The organism is Candidatus Foliamicus sp. (assembly GCF_965221325.1).
GTDB lineage: Bacteria > Pseudomonadota > Gammaproteobacteria > Steroidobacterales > Foliamicaceae > Foliamicus.
This window is the reverse complement of record NZ_OZ244880.1, coordinates 1,112,633-1,130,010: the sequence shown is the minus strand read 5'-3', so window position 1 is coordinate 1,130,010 and position 17,378 is coordinate 1,112,633. Positions and strand designations below refer to the sequence as shown.

The 17,378-nt window shown below is 63.7% G+C and carries 15 protein-coding genes; 4 read left to right on the top strand and 11 right to left on the bottom strand.

What is annotated here, in order from left to right; all coding sequences use genetic code 11:
* Window positions 1-9 precede the first annotated feature (9 nt).
* Both ACWCOO_RS05130 and ACWCOO_RS05125 read left to right on the top strand, forming a co-directional pair.
* Entirely contained in the window at window positions 10-786 is a 777-nt protein-coding gene (locus tag ACWCOO_RS05130) for a M48 family metallopeptidase (RefSeq protein WP_446832002.1), read from the top strand.
* Window positions 787-849: 63 nt separating this feature from the next.
* Window positions 850-2,166, top strand: coding sequence for a mechanosensitive ion channel family protein (locus ACWCOO_RS05125; protein ID WP_446831879.1), 1,317 nt, complete (start codon window positions 850-852; stop codon window positions 2,164-2,166).
* Window positions 2,167-2,261: 95 nt separating this feature from the next.
* Here the strand turns inward: ACWCOO_RS05125 and ACWCOO_RS05120 are convergent, their stop codons facing one another.
* The 10 genes from ACWCOO_RS05120 to gyrA form a co-directional block, all read right to left on the bottom strand.
* Complete coding sequence (locus ACWCOO_RS05120; protein WP_446831878.1) at window positions 2,262-2,549, bottom strand: ComEA family DNA-binding protein; 288 nt, start codon at window positions 2,547-2,549, stop codon at window positions 2,262-2,264.
* A gap of 134 nt (window positions 2,550-2,683) precedes the next feature.
* A complete protein-coding gene (locus ACWCOO_RS05115; RefSeq protein WP_446831877.1) occupies window positions 2,684-3,802 on the bottom strand; it encodes a hypothetical protein in 1,119 nt (372 codons plus the stop codon).
* A gap of 41 nt (window positions 3,803-3,843) precedes the next feature.
* Complete coding sequence (locus tag ACWCOO_RS05110) at window positions 3,844-4,119, bottom strand: hypothetical protein (protein ID WP_446831876.1); 276 nt, start codon at window positions 4,117-4,119, stop codon at window positions 3,844-3,846.
* 32 nt (window positions 4,120-4,151) lie between these two features.
* Window positions 4,152-4,523: an HU family DNA-binding protein gene (locus tag ACWCOO_RS05105; RefSeq protein ID WP_446831875.1), complete on the bottom strand. Its 372-nt coding sequence runs from the start codon at window positions 4,521-4,523 to the stop codon at window positions 4,152-4,154.
* Between the two features lie 57 nt (window positions 4,524-4,580).
* Window positions 4,581-6,275 (bottom strand): 30S ribosomal protein S1, encoded by a 1,695-nt coding sequence (gene rpsA, locus ACWCOO_RS05100; RefSeq protein ID WP_446831874.1) that lies wholly within the window; start codon window positions 6,273-6,275, stop codon window positions 4,581-4,583.
* Between the two features lie 96 nt (window positions 6,276-6,371).
* Complete coding sequence (cmk, locus tag ACWCOO_RS05095) at window positions 6,372-7,091, bottom strand: (d)CMP kinase (protein WP_446831873.1); 720 nt, start codon at window positions 7,089-7,091, stop codon at window positions 6,372-6,374.
* On the bottom strand, window positions 7,075-8,379 hold the full coding sequence (aroA, locus tag ACWCOO_RS05090) for a 3-phosphoshikimate 1-carboxyvinyltransferase (protein ID WP_446831872.1): 1,305 nt from the start codon (window positions 8,377-8,379) through the stop codon (window positions 7,075-7,077). The genes cmk and aroA overlap by 17 nt, the downstream gene beginning before the upstream one ends.
* Window positions 8,380-8,419: 40 nt before the next feature.
* Entirely contained in the window at window positions 8,420-9,595 is a 1,176-nt protein-coding gene (locus ACWCOO_RS05085) for a 3-phosphoglycerate dehydrogenase family protein (RefSeq protein ID WP_446831871.1), read from the bottom strand.
* Window positions 9,596-9,626: 31 nt separating this feature from the next.
* Window positions 9,627-10,706 carry a 3-phosphoserine/phosphohydroxythreonine transaminase gene (gene serC / locus ACWCOO_RS05080; protein ID WP_446831870.1) on the bottom strand — a complete coding sequence of 360 codons (1,080 nt, stop codon included), beginning with the start codon at window positions 10,704-10,706 and terminating at the stop codon, window positions 9,627-9,629.
* A gap of 5 nt (window positions 10,707-10,711) precedes the next feature.
* Window positions 10,712-13,285, bottom strand: coding sequence for a DNA gyrase subunit A (gene gyrA, locus ACWCOO_RS05075; RefSeq protein ID WP_446831869.1), 2,574 nt, complete (start codon window positions 13,283-13,285; stop codon window positions 10,712-10,714).
* A 177-nt stretch (window positions 13,286-13,462) separates the two neighbouring features.
* Between gyrA and ACWCOO_RS05070 the strand changes: the two genes are divergently transcribed.
* Window positions 13,463-14,824 carry an amidohydrolase family protein gene (locus ACWCOO_RS05070; RefSeq protein ID WP_446831868.1) on the top strand — a complete coding sequence of 454 codons (1,362 nt, stop codon included), beginning with the start codon at window positions 13,463-13,465 and terminating at the stop codon, window positions 14,822-14,824.
* A gap of 5 nt (window positions 14,825-14,829) precedes the next feature.
* Window positions 14,830-16,191, top strand: a complete 1,362-nt coding sequence (locus ACWCOO_RS05065) for an amidohydrolase family protein (protein ID WP_446831867.1) — start codon at window positions 14,830-14,832, stop codon at window positions 16,189-16,191.
* On the opposite strand, the gene ACWCOO_RS05060 is transcribed toward ACWCOO_RS05065, so the two are convergent.
* Window positions 16,181-17,350: a pyridoxal phosphate-dependent aminotransferase gene (locus ACWCOO_RS05060; RefSeq protein WP_446831866.1), complete on the bottom strand. Its 1,170-nt coding sequence runs from the start codon at window positions 17,348-17,350 to the stop codon at window positions 16,181-16,183. The two genes, ACWCOO_RS05065 and ACWCOO_RS05060, sit on opposite strands and share 11 nt — an antisense overlap.
* Window positions 17,351-17,378 lie beyond the last annotated feature (28 nt).

The following is a 17,378-nucleotide window of genomic DNA, read 5'->3' as shown; positions in this document are numbered from 1 at the left end:
AGCAGGAATATGGCCGGCGGAACAGCAATCGGAGTAGATGATTGCGGAGGGGATGGGACGCCGACCGAGTTTGCCCGTATATCCGTCGGCGGGATACCCATCGACATCGTCCACAAGGACATCAAAAACCTCCACTTGGGCGTGTACCCGCCCAGTGGCCGGGTGCGGGTGGCTGCGCCGCTGCGGCTGGACGAGGATGCGATCCGGTTGGCCGTTGGCAGCCGTCTGGAGTGGATTCGCCGGAAGCAGGCGGAATATGCCCAGCAGGACAGGCAGACCGAGCGCGAATTCGTGACTGGCGAAAGTCATTACTTTGCCGGCCAGCGCTATCGGCTGGACGTGATTGAGTCCGAATTCCGGCCATCCGTTTCGCGCGCCAACAAAAGAACGATAGCGATGCGGGTCCGCCCCGGCTCTGATCGCGCGGCACGAGAAGCTGCGCTTGATGACTGGTATCGGCGCCAATTGCGCGCCCGCTTGCCGGCACTGCTGACAAAATGGCAGCGTCAACTAGGCGTGCAAGCGGCGGAAGTGCGCATCAGGAAAATGAAGACGCGCTGGGGATCTTGCAACCCGGACGCCCGGCGCATTTGGCTGAACCTTGAACTGGCGAAGAAGCCGGTTTCTTGTCTGGAATACATCGTCGTGCATGAATTAGCGCACCTGATCGAACGCCGGCACAATGCGCGGTTTCGGGAACTCATGGACCACCACTTGCCGCAATGGCGTCTGCACCGGGAAGCCCTCAAGCGAGCGCCGCTCGCGCACGCGAAGTGGGCATACTGAGGGTCGCTCACGAGGGACGCGCATAGCGGCTGCGGCCGCGCCGGGATACGGTATCCTCCGCTCGTGGAACGATTCAAGGCACTGCTGGACAGCGTTTGGACAGGCATCCTGGCGATCAAGCCAGCGGGTGTCTCGGTAGCAGCGAGTCTGGCGCAGTTGGCGCTCGGCGCTTTGCTGTTCGCCGCGGCTTTCTTTGCCAGCCGGCGGATCCACTCGCTTATCGTGAATCGCTGTCAGGGGCGACCGCGCCTGGAAAATGCGCGTCGAATCCTGGAGCCGCTGCTGTGGCCGCTACTCTGGATCGCTCTGCTCACCGTGGCGCTGGCGATATACATGGCCGCGGGCGCGAATACCTGGCTGCTGGACATCGTGACCACGCTGCTGGCGGCCTGGATCGTGGTGCGCCTGGTGTCGCGGCTTATCCGCAACCCCATGCTTTCGCGGCTCACTGCTGTGATCGCCTTCGGGATGGCGGCGCTCAGTATCTGGGGGCTGCTTGGCCCCACCATCGAAGTGCTGCGGGGGCCGGCCTTCACCCTCTCGCTGGGGGAGTTCAAGGTCAACCTCTACCAGGTGCTGGCCATCGCCTTGCTGCTGGCCGTGCTCCTCAGCGGCGCGGCATTCATTTCGCGCCTGACCGAGCGCCGGATAGACGGCGTGGATTGGCTGAGTCCGGCGGGACAGGTGCTGCTGAACAAGACCCTGCGCAGCGGGCTTTACGTACTGGCGATCCTGATCACCGTCGGCGCGGTGGGCATAGACCTTACGGCCTTGGCGGTCATCGGCGGCGCGGTGGGCTTCGGGGTCGGTTTCGGGCTGCAGAAGATCGTGTCCAACCTGATCAGCGGTCTGATTCTGCTACTGGACAAGTCGATCAAGCCCGGCGACGTCATAACGGTGGAGAACACCTACGGTTGGGTGAACAAGCTGGGCGCCCGCTACGTGTCGATCATCACCCGGGACGGCATTGAGCACCTGATACCCAACGAAACGCTGATTACGCAGCCGGTCTCGAATTGGACGCATACGGATGCCAATTCCCGCCTGCGAGTGGGGGTGGGCGTGCACTACAAGACAGATCTGGAATTGGCCACCCGCTTGGCGGTTCAGGCGGCCAGCGCGCAGCCCCGCGTACTCGAAGATCCGGAGCCCAGGTGCCTGGTCAAGGCGTTCGGCGACTCCGCCATTGAACTGGAAATCCGATTCTGGATTCGCGACGCCAGCAGCGGTGTTTCCAACGTCACGAGCGATGTGCTGTTGGAGACGTGGCGGCTGTTCCGCGAGCATGGCGTGGAGATCCCCTATCCGCAACGCGACCTGCATATCAAAACCAGCGAAGCAGAGGCCATTGCGCCGGCCGGCAGTCCGGCACAGACATAGCCAACGCTGCAGGGTAAAAAAAAGGCGGCAGGATCAACCTGCCGCAAGCCCTTTTCCAGGGAGGGGGTGTAGGTTCGACCGAAACGCTGCGAAGGTCAGGGATTCGCTTTTGGAGGACTGCTCTTCTCTTCCTTGAGCAGGATGTTCTCTTTGTTCTCTTCCAGCACCTTGGGGCCAATACCCCTGACCTTCAGAAGATCTTCAACGGCCTCAAACGGGCCATTGCTTTCGCGGTATTCGACGATCGCCCTTGCCTTGGCCGGGCCTATGCCCTGCAGCTCCATGGCGATCGTTTCCGCATCGGCCTTGTTGACGTTAACCGGACCTGCAAAAAGCAGACAGGGCGCCAGGGCCAGTATCGCCGCCGCTATCCATCTGTTCATCCTTGGCTCTCCTTTCGTGTCTCAAGGCTCCGCTCCTGAGTGGCGCGGATACAGGCAAGGAGTTTGTGCGGATGAATCCGTGAAATGAAGTGGTAAACGCGGCGCGTTTGCAGAACAATAGATCTGGCGGAAGTTCAAGCCGAAAAAGGCGAAATTAGGCGCGCGCTGTCCCAGGTGCCGCATTCTACGCAGCGCCAGAAATGCGCTTCCTGCTCCTGGCCGCAAGTCGCGCAGCGCCAACGCGGCGGGCCTCCCGTCGCCTTGTGGAGTTCGGCGGACAGCGCGGTCAGGTCCCGGGCGGTAAATTCCTCAGGCGAGCGTGATGCATAAGCGCTCGCGTATGACGGATAGCTATGGCGCAAGGTCTCGAACAGACAAGCCGCCGTGGTCTGGCACAGCAGATCGGGAGTCATCAACAGCGCTGTGGCCATCTGCTTGCCGAGGCCGGGATTTTTTTTCAACAGATCGGAAAGCCCGCGTTCCAGCACGCGCGGGTCCGGATTCTCCTCGGCCGCCAACCCCGCCAGTATCAATTCGGCGCACTCGGGATGGCGGGCGACCGCCGCCAGCGCGGCGTCCAGCCCTTCCTCGCTCGATAGCGCTTGCTCGATCCTGGGGCGCGGGCAGGTCCGCGATGCCTTGGCCGCCTGTTTGAGAAGCTTTGCGGCCTGCTTCAAATCCCCCGCCCGTGCTTGCTCTGCCGCCAGCTCGCAGAGGTAGTGACAGCGCAAATTTCCGCCGGCGGATGGATCGTCCTCGGCCACTTGCGCCGCTATTCGCACTGCTTGTTGCCAATCCTGAAGCTGCTCGCAAATACCGAGGCCGCGGTGCAAGGCTTCCAGCCTCAGGGGGCGATATTCGACGATTCCGGCATACGCCTCAGCAGCCCGGTCCAGCATCCCCGCGGAACGATAATCGTCTCCAATCTCCAGCCCCGCTTGCGCGCGCGCGCCGGCATCGAGATCTTCCCGCGCGGCAAGCGATTCGTGTATCTGCAAGGCGCGCCGCCAATCCCCAACCGATCGAAAATAAGTGGCCAGTTCAAAGGCGGCGGCGGGCTGCAGGCGTTCCTTCTCGGCCTCGCGCAAGTAGGCTTCCACCGCCTTCTCCGAGCGCTTCGGCAAGCGTTCGGTAAATTCCTGGAACCGCCAGTTCAACCGCTCCGAACCGCTTCCCGAACGTCCGAACCAATAGCCGAGCGCAGCCACGGCGAAAATAACACCGGCCAGCGTAACCGTCAGGTCGGGAGGCATTGCCGGAACCGTTCGGGCGCGGTGCTCCGTTTTCCGCGCGGTCAACTGCCGGAATCGGCGTTATTTCCGTCTTGCACCGCGCGGCCACTGCCGGCCCGCCTCTTCAGCGCCGCGCCGGCAGCGCATAGCAAACCGAACAGCCACCCAAGGGCAAAAACAGCCGTAAAAGCAAGCGGTTTGGAAAGGTTTAACTCGGCAAACGCCAGATCCACGCTTACCTGACCGCGATTCAGCAGCGCCAATATTGCTGCCGGCACGACAGCCGCGAGCAGCGCCACGGCATACAAGACACGTTTTGCCCAGCGCGCTATGGCCATCGCTGCGGCCCCTGGCGCTCGCCTGAAGCGCCCTAAGACCTCGCTGCGGAGGCGTCGGCCGGCAGCTTGGAGGCCGTGTTGACGCGCTCGCGCAACCGCTTGCCCGGCCGAAACTTGGGGACATACTTGCTGGGCAGCGCCACGGGCTCTCCGGTGCGCGGATTGCGGCCTATCCTGGCGCTACGGTAGCTCAATTTGAAACTGCCGAATCCGCGAATCTCGATTCCGCCGCCGGAGGCCAGCGTGTTCACCATCAACTCGATCACGTGCTGCACCGAAGCTTCCAGGTCGCTCGAAGAAAAATAGCCGAACCGTTCGTGCTCAAGCAGCCTGCGGGTCACAATCCGAACCAGCTCGGAGCGAGTAACGGCGGCTTCGGAAGCCGCCGGCGAGGATAAGCTCATGGTGTCCTGTTGCCTCCCGGGACGTTAAGCCGCGCGCCCTACAAGCTCGCCGCGGCGCTACTTCTCTTCTTCCCCGGCATCCTTCTGCTGCTGACTGCGCAGCAACTCGCCCAACGTGGCGCCCTTGACCCGCTCGCCGACCTCGGCCTCGTAATCGCGCAAGGCTTCGGCCTCGGCCTGCTCTTCCACAGCCCGCACCGAAAGCGAAACCACTCTGAATTTACGATCCACGCCAACGATCCGGGCCTCAATGGACTGCCCCTGCTTGACATGCATCCGAGCGTCGTCCACGTGCTCGCGGGACAGTTCGGCCGCCCGCATCCTGCCCTTCACGCCTTCCGCCAGCTCCAGCTCGACCTTGCGCTGTTCGACGGAAGATACAACGCCGGTAACCACGCTGCCCTTGGGATGCTCGCGCAGGAAATTGGCCAGCGGGTCGCCCTGCAACTGCCGGATCCCCAACGATATGCGCTCCCTCTCCGGATCGATCGAGAGCACCACGGCTTCCACTTCCTGACCCTTGCGGTAGTTGCGCACCGCCTCCTCGCCGGGAACATCCCAGGACAGGTCCGACAAGTGCACCAAGCCGTCGATGTTTCCCTCAAGGCCGACGAATATGCCGAAATCGGTCATCGAGCGGACCTTGCCCGTAACCTGATCGTCCTTCTTGTATTTGCTGGCGAAATCCTGCCACGGGTTTTCCATGCACTGCTTGAGACCCAGCGAAACCCGGCGCCGCTCCTCGTTGATGTCCAGCACCATGACCTCCACTTCCTGGCCTACATGGACGATCTTGCCCGGATTCACATTCTTGCTGGTCCAGTCCATCTCCGAGACATGAACCAACCCTTCCACCCCTTCCTCGATCTGCACGAAGCAGCCGTAGTCGGCCACGTTGGTGACCTTGCCGAACAGCCTGGTATGCGTCGGATAACGCCTGCCGATGTCCACCCAGGGATCCTCGCCCAGTTGCTTCAGGCCGAGGGATACGCGGTTGCGCTCACTGTCGAACCGAAGAATCTTGACCTCCAGTTCCTGTCCGACTTCCACAACCTCCGACGGGTGCTTTACGCGCCTCCAGGCCATGTCAGTGACATGCAGCAAGCCATCAATGCCGCCCAGATCGACAAACGCGCCGTATTCGGTGAGGTTCTTGACCACGCCCTTCACGACCTGTCCTTCTTCCAGGCTGGCGAGCAAGGCGGCACGCTCGGCGCTGTGCAATTCTTCGATAACGGCCCGCCGCGATACCACTACGTTGTTGCGTTGGCGATCCAGCTTGATGACCCTGAAATCCAGCATGCGACCTTCAAGATAGGTGGCGTCGCGGATCGGATGCATGTCCACCAACGATCCGGGTAGGAAAGCGCGCACGTTGGAAACATCGACCGTAAATCCGCCCTTTACGCGCCCGCTGATGGCGCCCTTCACGATTTCCTGCTGCTCGAAGGCGGTTTCCAGCTTCTCCCAAACCCGGGTTCGCTTGGCGCGCTCGCGCGAAAGCCGGGTTTCGCCGAACCCGTCTTCCATCGAGTCCAGTGCCACTTCGACTTCGTCGCCTATATCGACTTCGAGCATGCCGGTTTCGTCCATGAACTGACTGGCGGGAATCAGCGCCTCGGACTTCAGCCCGGCGCTTACGGTAACGATTTCCGATGAAATATCTATTACTTGCGCCGAGAGTATTTCTCCCGGCCGGAAATTCTTGTTGGCGAGATTGGCCTCAACCAACTCTGCAAAGCTTTCTGCCATTCAGGGCCTCAAATGTTCGCGCGCGCAATCTTCCTGTACGCTCGCGGCTAACGCAAAAGGGGGCCCGCAATCCAGGCTGGCGCCCACGGTAACCCGCTACTCGGCGTCCGCTTGCGGCCAAAGCGCCGTTACCAGGCGCCAGACCGCATGTTTCGTTTCCCGGACGTTCAGCGCCGTGGTATCCAGCACCTCCGCCCGGCGGACCTGTTTGAGCGGCGCCAGCGAACGGTTCGTGTCGCGGCGGTCGCGTTCCGCCAAGTCGCGAATCAGACTCGCAATATTAGCATCGATTCCCTTTTTCTTCAATTGCTTATGACGACGCTCGGCGCGTATTTCGAGACTCGCCTTCAGGTAAATCTGCAGCGGGGCATCGGGAAACACTACCGACGCCATGTCCCGTCCTTCGGCCACCAATCCGGGCGGCTGTCGAAATCGGCGTTGCTGGGGCAACAGAAATCGGCGGACTGCGGGCAACGGTGCGACCAGGGAAGCGGCCTCCCCCACCTGCTCGGTGCGGATCTGCTCAGTCACATCCTCGCCGTTCAGGAATACGCGATCCTCGCCCGGCGCGGTGTCGAAGGCCAGATTCCAATCCTTGAGAGTGGCGGCGATGCGCGCCTCGCCGGATTCCACCAGGCCCTCACGAAGCAACGCGAGGGCCAGCGCCCTGTAGAGTGCTCCGCTGTCGAGCCGCCGCCATCCCAAGCGTTTCGCCAGGTAGCCTGCAACCACGCCCTTGCCGGCGCCGGCGGGCCCATCGATCGTGATCACGGGCGCCTCGGCCGTGTGCTGGTAGTCGTCAGTCAATGGGTTCAATGGCCAACCCCAAAGGCCGCACCGCATCCGCAAAACCAGGAAACGAAGTGTCCACCATCTCCACGCCGCGCACTACGATGGGCTCGCTCGCGGCCAGGGCGAGGACCGAAAACGCCATGGCCACGCGGTGGTCGCCATGCGCGTCCACCTCTCCACCGCGCACCGATCCGCCCTGTATGCTTGCGCCATCCGGCGCTTCCCGGCAACGCACGCCAAGCGTCTCAAGACCCTCCACCATGGCGGTGATGCGGTCGCTCTCCTTGACCCTCAGTTCCGAAGCGCCTTCAATGACGGTCTGGCCGCTAGCGCAGGCCGCCGCGGCAAAAACCGCCGGCATCTCGTCAATCGCCGCCGGAACCAGCGAGGCCGGCAACAGGGCGCCGTGCAAGGCACCCGGAGTCGCGACAAGATCAGCTACCGGCTCGGCGCCCACCTCGCCGCGCGCCGCAACCTGCACATTGCCGCCCATCCGCTCCAGCATGCTCAAAAGCCCCGTGCGCGCCGGGTTCACGCCTACGTGCTGTGCCCGCATCTCGACACGCCCGATAATGCCGGCCAGGAGAAGAAACGCCGCCGAAGAAAAATCGCCCGGGACATCGACTCTCGCGGCGCGCAACGGTCGTCCGCCAACCAGGCAAGCCGCGCCGGCGGAGCGCTCGACCGCCACTCCGAAGTGCGGCAGCATGCGCTCCGTGTGATCGCGGGTTGGCGTGGATTCCCGCACGCAGGTCTGCCCCCGCGCCCCCAGACCAGCGAGCAGTACGGAAGACTTTACCTGTGCGCTGGGCATGGGCGGCGTATAGGAAACTCCGCGCAATCCATCGCCCGCCTCGATGCGCAGCGGGGGGCGTCCGTCTTCTCCCAGCGCCTCGATACGCGCTCCCATGCGGCGCAGCGGATCCACGACCCGGCGCATCGGCCTGGTGCTCAAGGAGGCGTCTCCCCGCAGCTCCGCGGCAATGTTCTGACCGGCGAGCAGGCCGGCCAAGAGGCGCATGGAAGTGCCGGAATTGCCGCAGTCCAGCGGAACTTGGGGCGAACGCAAGGCCGATCGGCCGCGAATCAGCAAGTGGTTCCGGTCCAGCCATGTAACTTCGGCGCCCAGCTTCTCCAGAGCCGCAACCGTCGCCAGACAGTCGCTGCCCGGCAGGAAGTTGACGATTTCGCTTTGCCCCGACGCCAGCGCGGCAAGCATCGCCGCGCGGTGCGAAATGGACTTGTCCCCCGGCACCTGCAGGGTCTGGGGAATGATTTGACCGTCCGCGCGGCTTGCGCGCCAAGCACTCAAACGCGCTCCCCCGCGCGGCCCGGCAGCACCCGGGCCGGCACTAACCGCCCCGCCCCAGGTCCCGCACGCGAAGAATTCCCTCCATCGCTCGCAGGCGCGCAACAACCGGAGGCGGCGCCTGATCGTTGAGGTCCAGCATCGTGTATGCCAGATCGCCGCGGGACATGTTCATCATGTATTCGATATTCAGGTTTTCTTCCGCCAGCAAGGCGGACACCTTGGCCACGATCCCGTGGACGTTCGAATTCGCGATCGTAAGCCGATAACCGTCCCTGCGGGGCAGATCGATGACCGGGAAATTTACCGAACCGCGCACATTGCCGTCTTCGAGATAGGCCCGCAGGTTATCCGCCGCAATCACGGCGCAGTTGACTTCGGCCTCGGTCGTGGAGGCGCCCAAGTGGGGCAGCAGGATCGCCTTCGGATGGCGAACAAGCTCCGGTTCGGGGAAATCGCAAACATAGGCGGAAAGCCAACCCGAATCCAGCGCGTCAGTGACGGCCGCCAGGTTCACGATGCCGCCGCGGGCGAAATTAAGCAGCACCCCGCCCTTGCGCATGCCGCGAATCAGTTCACCGGACACCAGGTCGCGCGTCGCATCCAGCAGCGGCACATGTATGCTCACGAAGTCGGCGCCGGCAAATACATGCTCAAGACTGCGTCCCTTGCCCACCTGCGCCGACAGTTCCCAAGCCCGGTCCAGGGCCAGTGCGGGATCGTAGCCGAACACCCGCATACCCAGCGCCACCGCTGCGTTTGCCACCTTGACCCCTACGGCACCCAGGCCGGCCACACCCATGACTCGGCCCGACAGCTCCTGGCCGGCAAACTGCTTCTTTTGCGATTCAACGGCCTTGTGCAACTGCTCCGCCGGCAGATCCAGCCCACGCAAGTGCTCCCATGCCGGCAGGATATTGCGCGCCGCCATCAACATGCCGGCCACCACCGCTTCCTTGACCGCATTGGCGTTGGCGCCGGGCGCATTGAGGACCGGTATACCCCGCGCGGCCAGGGCATCCACCGGAATGTTGTTTACGCCGGCGCCGGCCCGCGCCACCACCTGCACACTGGACGGAATCTCGACCGAATGCAGGTCGTGGGAACGCAGCAGTATGCCGTCCGGAGCCTCATGCTCGGACGGCGCCGCATAGAGGTCGGCAGGAAAGCGCGCAAGGCCCTCGTTGGCTATGCTGTTGTATATCCGAATGTTGAACATGGGATGCTGCTGGCGAGTTGCAGGCGCGGGATCAGGCGCTACGCTCGAATTCCTGCATGAAACCTACCAGCGACCGCACACCTTCCTCGGGCATGGCATTGTAGATTGAGGCACGCATCCCGCCCACCGCGCGATGGCCCTTGAGCCCATTCAGGCCCTGCCGTTCGGCGGATTCCAGAAAGCGCGTGTTCAGGGCGGAGTCGGCGAGCGTGAACGGCACGTTCATCCAGGATCTCCAGCGCACCTCCACGTGGTTGGCATAAAAGCCGGACGCATCGATATAGTCGTACAGGATGCCCGCCTTGCGTTGGTTGCGCTCGGCCATGGCGGCGAGCCCGCCCTGCTCTGCCACCCAGCGAAACACCAGCGAGGCCACGTACCAGGAAAAAGTGGCCGGCGTGTTCAGCATCGAACCGGCAGCGGCGATGCGGCGGTAGTTCAGGGCCAGCGGCGTGTCTTCCGGAACCCGCTCCAGCAAATCCCGTCTAATGATCACGACGGTCACCCCGGCGGGGCCGATGTTCTTCTGCGCGCAGGCGTAGATGAGGCCGAAGTGTTGCACCGGGATCGGCCGCGACAGCAGGGTGGAGGACATGTCGCAGACCAGCGGCGCATAATCCACATCCGGCGGAGGGTCGATTTCCAGCCCGTGCAGGGTTTCGTTGGCCGTGTAGTGCAGATAGGCTGCGTCCGCGCTCGTTTCCCAATGTTCCGGGGCCGGAACCGCGCGATAGGCGAGCGCCTCGCCATCGGCAATGATGCGCATGGGGCGCAGCTTCGCGGCCTCGGCCGCGGCTTTCTTGCCCCAGTGCCCGGTAACCAGGTAATCCACGCCCTGTCCCGCCTGCGCCAGCGTCATGGGAATGGTGGCAAACTGCAGCGTAGCGCCACCCTGCATGAACAGCACGGCGAAATCGTCCGGAATCTCCAGCAGGGCCCGCAAGTCCCGCTCGGACTGCTCGGCCAGCTCCACGAACGGCTGACCACGGTGGCTGTCTTCCATTACCGACAGGCCGCGCCCCCGCCAATCCAGAAGCTCGTCGCGGACCTGCCGCAGCACAGGCAGCGGCAAGCCGGCCGGCCCGGCGCTGAAGTTGTAAACGCGCGACACTAGTGTCAGGCCGTGTCCGGTGCGGACAGGATATCGCCGCTTGCTTCGTCCTGGTCCACGGCAAGCGTACAGAACACCGCAACCCGGTCGCCTTCATCCGGCCGCATCAGGCGCACTCCTTGCGAGTAGCGGCCCTGAATGGACACATCGTCAACGGCGGTGCGCAGCAGCGTGCCGCCGGCCGTCATCAGCATGGCCTCGGCGCCGGAGCGCACCAGCGCAGCGCCGATCAGCTTGTCCTTGCGGCCCTCGGTGCGAATCGATATGACGCCCTGTCCGGCCCGGCCTTTGCGCGGAAACTCGGTTACCACGGTGCGCTTGCCGAAACCCTTGGTGGTCGCCTGCAGCACCCAGACATCATCGTCCAGGCCATCGTCCTTGCGGACGATCAGCGCCGCCACAAGCTCATGTTTTTTCTTCTTCAAGCGCTGTCCGATCACGCCGGCAGCCGTCCGCCCCATGGGGCGGACCGCCGTTTCCGCGAAACGCGCAGCCCGGCCATTGCTGGCCAGCAGGATCACGTCGCAGTCGCCATCGGTAATCGCGGCCTCCACCAGTCGGTCTTCGCCTTTCAAGCTCAATGCGTAGATGCCGGTGCGGCGAATCCTGGCAAACGCGTCCAGCCGGGTTTTCTTGACCCGCCCGCGGCGAGTGGCCATGAACACGAAGCGCCCAGGGTCGAAGGAATCCACCGGCAGAACCGAGTTGATCCGCTCCCCTTCCTCCAGTCCCGGCAACAGATTGGCGATGGGCAGTCCGCGCGTCTCGCGGCTTTGCGTGGGAATTTCGAACGGCCGGAGCTGAAATACTCGCGCGCGGTCGGTGAAGCAGAGCAAAGTCGAATGCGAATTGGTCACGAAGAGTTGGTCGATGAAGTCCTCTTCGCCGACCGAAGCGCCGCGCTTGCCCCTGCCGCCCCGGCCCTGGGTGCGGAAAGTCTCCAATTCCTGGGTCTTGATATAACCTCGCCAGGACAGCGTGACCAGCAGGTCCCGGCGCGGAATGAGATCCTCGTCGGCGGTACGGCTGTATTCAGCGATGATCTCGGTACGGCGTTGGTCGCCGAACTCTTCGCGCAACTCCTCCAGTTCGCCGCGTATCACCTCCAGCATCCGGTCCGGGTCGCGCAGAATTTCCGTAAGCTCGCGCACTTTCGCGAGCAGCTCGCCGTATTCCTTGAGGATGGCGTCCTGTTCCAGCCCCGTGAGTCGCTGCAGGCGCAGTTCCAGGATGGCCCGCGCCTGCTGGTCGGACAGCCGGTAGCCGCGCGTGCCGAGATCCGACAGGTCGTCGGGAGGAGCGTCGGCACGCTCCAGCAGCCCGCGCACCGCTCCCGGCGCCCAAATCCTTGCAGTCAGTTCCCGACGCGCTTCCTGGGCGTTTTGCGAAGCCTTTATCAGCGCCACCACCTCGTCGATGTTGGCCAGCGCCACTGTCAATCCTTCCAGCACATGCGCGCGCGTCTTGGCCTGACGCAGGTCGTGCAGGCAACGGCGCGTGACCACGTCGCGGCGATGATCGAGGAAGTGCGACAGCAGTTCCTTGAGATTGAGCAACTGCGGGCGCCCGCCGCACAGCGCCACCATATTGATGCCGAAGCTCGACTCCAGTGGCGTGCGCCGATAGAGGTTGTTGAGCACGATGTCGGCGTTGGCGCCGCGGCGCAGCTCCACCACTACGCGCAGACCGTCCTTGTCCGATTCGTCGCGCACTTCCTGTATGCCTGCAATAACCTTCTTGCGCGCCAGCTCGGCGATCTTCTCCACGCAGCGCGCCTTGTTCACCCGGTAGGGCAGCTCGGAGATAACGATCGCTCCGCCGCTGGCATCGTCTTCGAATGCGGCGCGCGCGCGGAGCTGGACTGTGCCGCGCCCCGTGTGATATGCAGCGCTGATGCCCGAATCGTCCACGATTTGCGCCGCGGTCGGAAAGTCCGGTCCAGGCAGGACTTCCATCAATTCGGCAATGCCGATCTCCGGGTTTCGACTCAGGGCCAGGGCGGCGTCGATGACCTCGCGTACGTTGTGCGGCGGAATATTCGTGGCCATGCCCACGGCAATGCCGGAGGCGCCGTTCACGAGCAGATTCGGCAGGCGGGCCGGCAATACCACCGGCTCGCGCTCCGCACCGTCGTAGTTGTCCGCGAAATCGACCGTCTCCCGGTCGATGTCGGCCAGCATCAGCGCCGCAATCGGCGCCATACGGATTTCGGTGTAGCGCATCGCAGCCGGCGCATCACCGTCCATGGAACCGAAGTTACCCTGGCCATCCACCAGCGGGTAGCGCAGCGAGAAGTCCTGCGCCATGCGCACAATGGCGTCATAGACCGCCGTATCGCCATGCGGATGGAAGCGACCGATCACGTCGCCGACGATGCGCGCCGATTTCTTGTACGGGCGGCCGTGGAGGTTGCCGAGTTCGCGCATGGCGTGGAGAATCCGGCGATGCACGGGCTTGAGACCGTCGCGAACATCCGGGAGCGCGCGCCCCACGATGACGGACATCGCATAGTCCAGGTAGGACCGGCGCATCTCCTCTTCGAGCTTTACCGGTACGATTTCAGGGGCGGTCCCGGCCATGCACAAAACGCGCCGCGGCGAAGGCGGCGCTCAAGCGGTTGTTGAAGGGATATTTTACCACTTTGCTGTGAGTCCGCTGTCCACTGCACAGAGCGCATTTCCAAGCAGCAGGAAGCGCGGCGCAGCGCACCCTGAAATGCCTGCTACACTGATCTTGCTATCTTGAGGAGGCAAATCATGCGACGCCACTTCCGCTCGATTTTCGTGCTGGCGGCCGGCCTTCTGGCAGGTGCGGCTGCTGTATCCGCCGCCGATTACAACCGTCCCCCCGACTACCGGAGTTTTCCCGGCTACACGGTCATTCACGCCGGTGCTCTGCTGGCTGTGCCCGGACAGGCGCCGGCCAGCCGGCAAACGGTGATCGTCAGAGACGGTCGTGTGGTCTCGATCGAGGGCGGGTGGGCCGACGCCCCGGACGACGCGCCTTCGCGAGTGCTGGACTTGCAAGACTACTTCGTCATGCCGGGATTCATCGATCTGCATGTACACCTGCTTTCGCAATCCGGCAGCAGCCGCAAGGTGGACTTCGTGTCGTATTCCGACTCCTACTTCGCGCTGAAGGGTGCGCAATACGCGCGCTGGACGCTGGAGGCCGGGTTCACGACGGCACGGGATCTCGGCGCGCGCGGCGAAGCAATATTCGCCTTGCGCAATGCGATTCGCGACGGGTTGGTTGCCGGGCCGAGAATTCTGGCCGCCGGCCAGGCCATCACTCCCAGCGGCGGGCATGGCGACATACATGGCTACCGCAGGGAAGTGCTGGCGGCACTGCCCGCATCGGGGACCTGTGACGGTCCCGATGACTGCCGGCGCGCAGTCCGCCAGATGGTCAAGCGCGGCGCGGACGTAATCAAGGTCACGGCCACCGGCGGTGTGCTGAGCGAAACCGCTACCGGAACCGGGCAGCAGTTCACGCAGGCCGAACTCGATGCCATCGCCGAAACGGCGCACGCGCTGGGGCGCAAGGTCACGGCTCACGCACACGCCAAGGAGGGCATAGAGGCAGCCTTGCGCGCCGGCTTCGATTCCATCGAACACGCCATGTGGGCCGATGAAGGCACCATGGAACTGTTCCTGGAGCAGGATGCCTGGATGGTGCCCACGGTGTATCCGATCACGGCGGTAGGCGACACGCCCGAGAAAATGAGGGTCGGGCCGTTCGGCAATCTGCCGCCCCCGATCATGGCAAAGCTTCTTGAGCTCGGCCGCCAACCCAAGGACATGGTGGCGCTGGCGCACGGCATGGGCGTGAAGATCGCCCTGGGCACCGATTCGGCGGTTTCGCCGCACGGTGAGAACGCCAACGAATTCGTCGAGTACGTGAATGCGGGCATGACGCCCATGGAAGCGCTTATGGCAGGTACGGTGCATGCCGCCGAAGCCGGCGGCATTGCCGACCTTACCGGCTCGCTGGAGCCCGGCAAGGCCGCGGACCTGGTGGCGCTGGCGAACAATCCGCTCGACGACATTCGGGCCGTGCTTGACGTGCGCCTGGTGATGCGCGACGGCATCGTGTTCAAGCACGTGGTGGAGGACTAAGGGGCATGAGGATTTATCGCATGGCAAAGACAGGCATTTCGCTCGCGGCTCTGGCCGCGCTCGCTGCGATGACGCCGGCCACGGCGCAAAATCTGCTGATCGAGAACGTGTCGCTGCTGGACGGAACCGGCGGAGATGCGGTTGCCGGCATGTGGGTGGCGGTAGAAAACGGGCGCATCAGCGCCGTCGATGACGCACCGCTGGAAGCGCCGAGCGGCGCCGTGGTCCTGGACGGCGAGGGCCGCTACCTGATGCCGGGATTGGTGGACATGCACATTCATCTGCGCGGGGGAGTGCGAGCGGCTCCCGAAGGACTGCGGGAACCGCCCTCCCACGACTTCCGCGAAGGGCTGCAGGCGTTGCACGGCTATCTCTACAGCGGCATCACTATGCTCTACGACGCCGGCAACAGTCCGGACTTCATCCTGAAGCTCAGAGAACAGGAACGCGGCGGGGATATTGAGAGCCCGCGCATCTTCGCCACCGGCGGGATCGTGACCTATCCCGGCAGCCACGGCAGTTCCCCGAGCGCCACGCTCGTGGATGACTGGCCGGAAGCCAAGCCCTTGCTTGATGCGCATATCGCGCGGCAGCCGGATGTGCTGAAGATCACCTACGAGGAGCGCGGCTGGGGCTCACGGCCGACCATCCCTCGCCTGCCCGAAGACCTGATGCAGCGCATCATCGAGTACTACAACGACCGCGGTCTCCGCACCACCGTGCATACTTCCAGCGAGCTGCGCGCCCGCCAGGCCATTTTCGCGGGCATAGACACGCTGGCGCATCCCATCATCCAGGGGCCGATCACCGAAGAGTTCGCCCGGCTGATGGCCGCCAAGCAGATTCCCATGGTCACCACGCTCACCATCGGCGAGAACTACTCGCGCCTGGCCGAACAGCCCGAACACCTGGACGAGCCGCTCTACCGAGCCACGATCGATCCGGAGGAGATCGAACGACTCAGGACCGAAACCCGCGCCGAATACCAGGCGCGGCCCTGGACCTGGTGGATGAAGGTAATGACCGAAATCGCCCAGGAAAATGTGCGTTTGGTCCACGCCGCCGGAGGAGTTCTGGTGGCAGGATCGGATCAGACCTCGGGGCCTGCGGCCCATCGCGAACTGGAACTGCTGCAGGACGCCGGCATTGCGCCTGCCGACATCATCCGCATCGCCACGCTCAACGGCGCGGTATTTCTCGGAATGGAGCGCGAATTCGGCTCGATTGAACCAGGCAAGCACGCCGACATGGTGCTGCTTGGCGCGAACCCTGCCCAGGACATCAACAACGCCAAGGCTATTCTGGAGGTCATCAAGGGCGGGCGCATCATCGACCGCTCCACCCTGGATCTGCCGATCAACCGCTAGCGAAGAAGGCGTACATGCGCCGCATGGCTTCCTCCAGCCGCTCGTATGGCTCGGCTCCGAAACACACGCGCAAATGGCCTTCGCCTTCTGCGCCGTAGAACGCACCGTCCTCCACCGCAACCCGGGTTTCCTTCAGCAAGGCGCGCGCCAGGTCTGCCGATGTCAGTCCAGTGGCGGAGATATCGGGAAACGCATAGATGCTGCCCTGCGGCGACGGGCAGCGCACCCCCGGCATCGCATTCAGGTGCTCGACCACCAGGTCCCGCCTCCGGCAGTCCTCGCGGACCATTTCGTGCACAGCGTCCTGCGGGCCCGAAACCGCGGCGCGACCGCCTTCCTGAATGAACACGTTCACGTGCGCGATGTCGTTCTTTGAGATTTTCAGCATCGCGTCGATGAAGCGCTTGGGCGCGACCGCGTAACCCATGCGCCAGCCGTCCATCGCATACGCCTTGGTAAAGGCAAAGTGCGTGATCGTGCGCTCCCACATGCCCGGCAGGGAAGCGATGCTGATGTGCCGCGCATCGTCAAACACGATCTGCTCATAGACCTCGTCGGACATTACCAGCAGGTCGTGTTCGATCGCGATGTCCGCCAGTTCCTGCAATTCCTGGCGGCTATAGACCCGGCCTGTGGGGTTTGCGGGATTGACCAGGATGATCATCCGGGTGCGCGGGCTCAGCCGCTCCCGAATCGCCGCGCCATCCAGCGCGAAGCCACGTGAACGATCAAGCGGCGCCATTACCAGCGTACCGCCGGCCAGCTCGATCTTGTTGATGTGCTGCGGATAGTAGGGCGAAAGCAACACTACCTCATCGCCGGGGTCCAGCGCCGCCATGCAGGTGATGTAGGCGCCGTGCGTCAATCCACTGGTCACCAGCACTTCATCGGCAGCTGCCTGAATGCCGTTGCGCGCTGCAAGTTTCTCCACCAGCGCGCGGCGGAAAGGCTCGTTGCCGAGAAAGTCCCCGTAATGGACCATGCCCGCGTCCAGAGCCGCCTTGCAGGCCTCCTTGATGTGAACCGGCGTATCGAAACTGGGTCTTCCCACCTCCAGGTGGATGACGTCGATGCCCCGGGCCATCAACGGCAGAGCTTGCTCATACATGCCGAAGCTCTTCTCCGAGCTTCGAGTGATCCGGTCAGCGGGCCATTTCATGCGCGATCCCATTCGTTTCCTGAGCAAA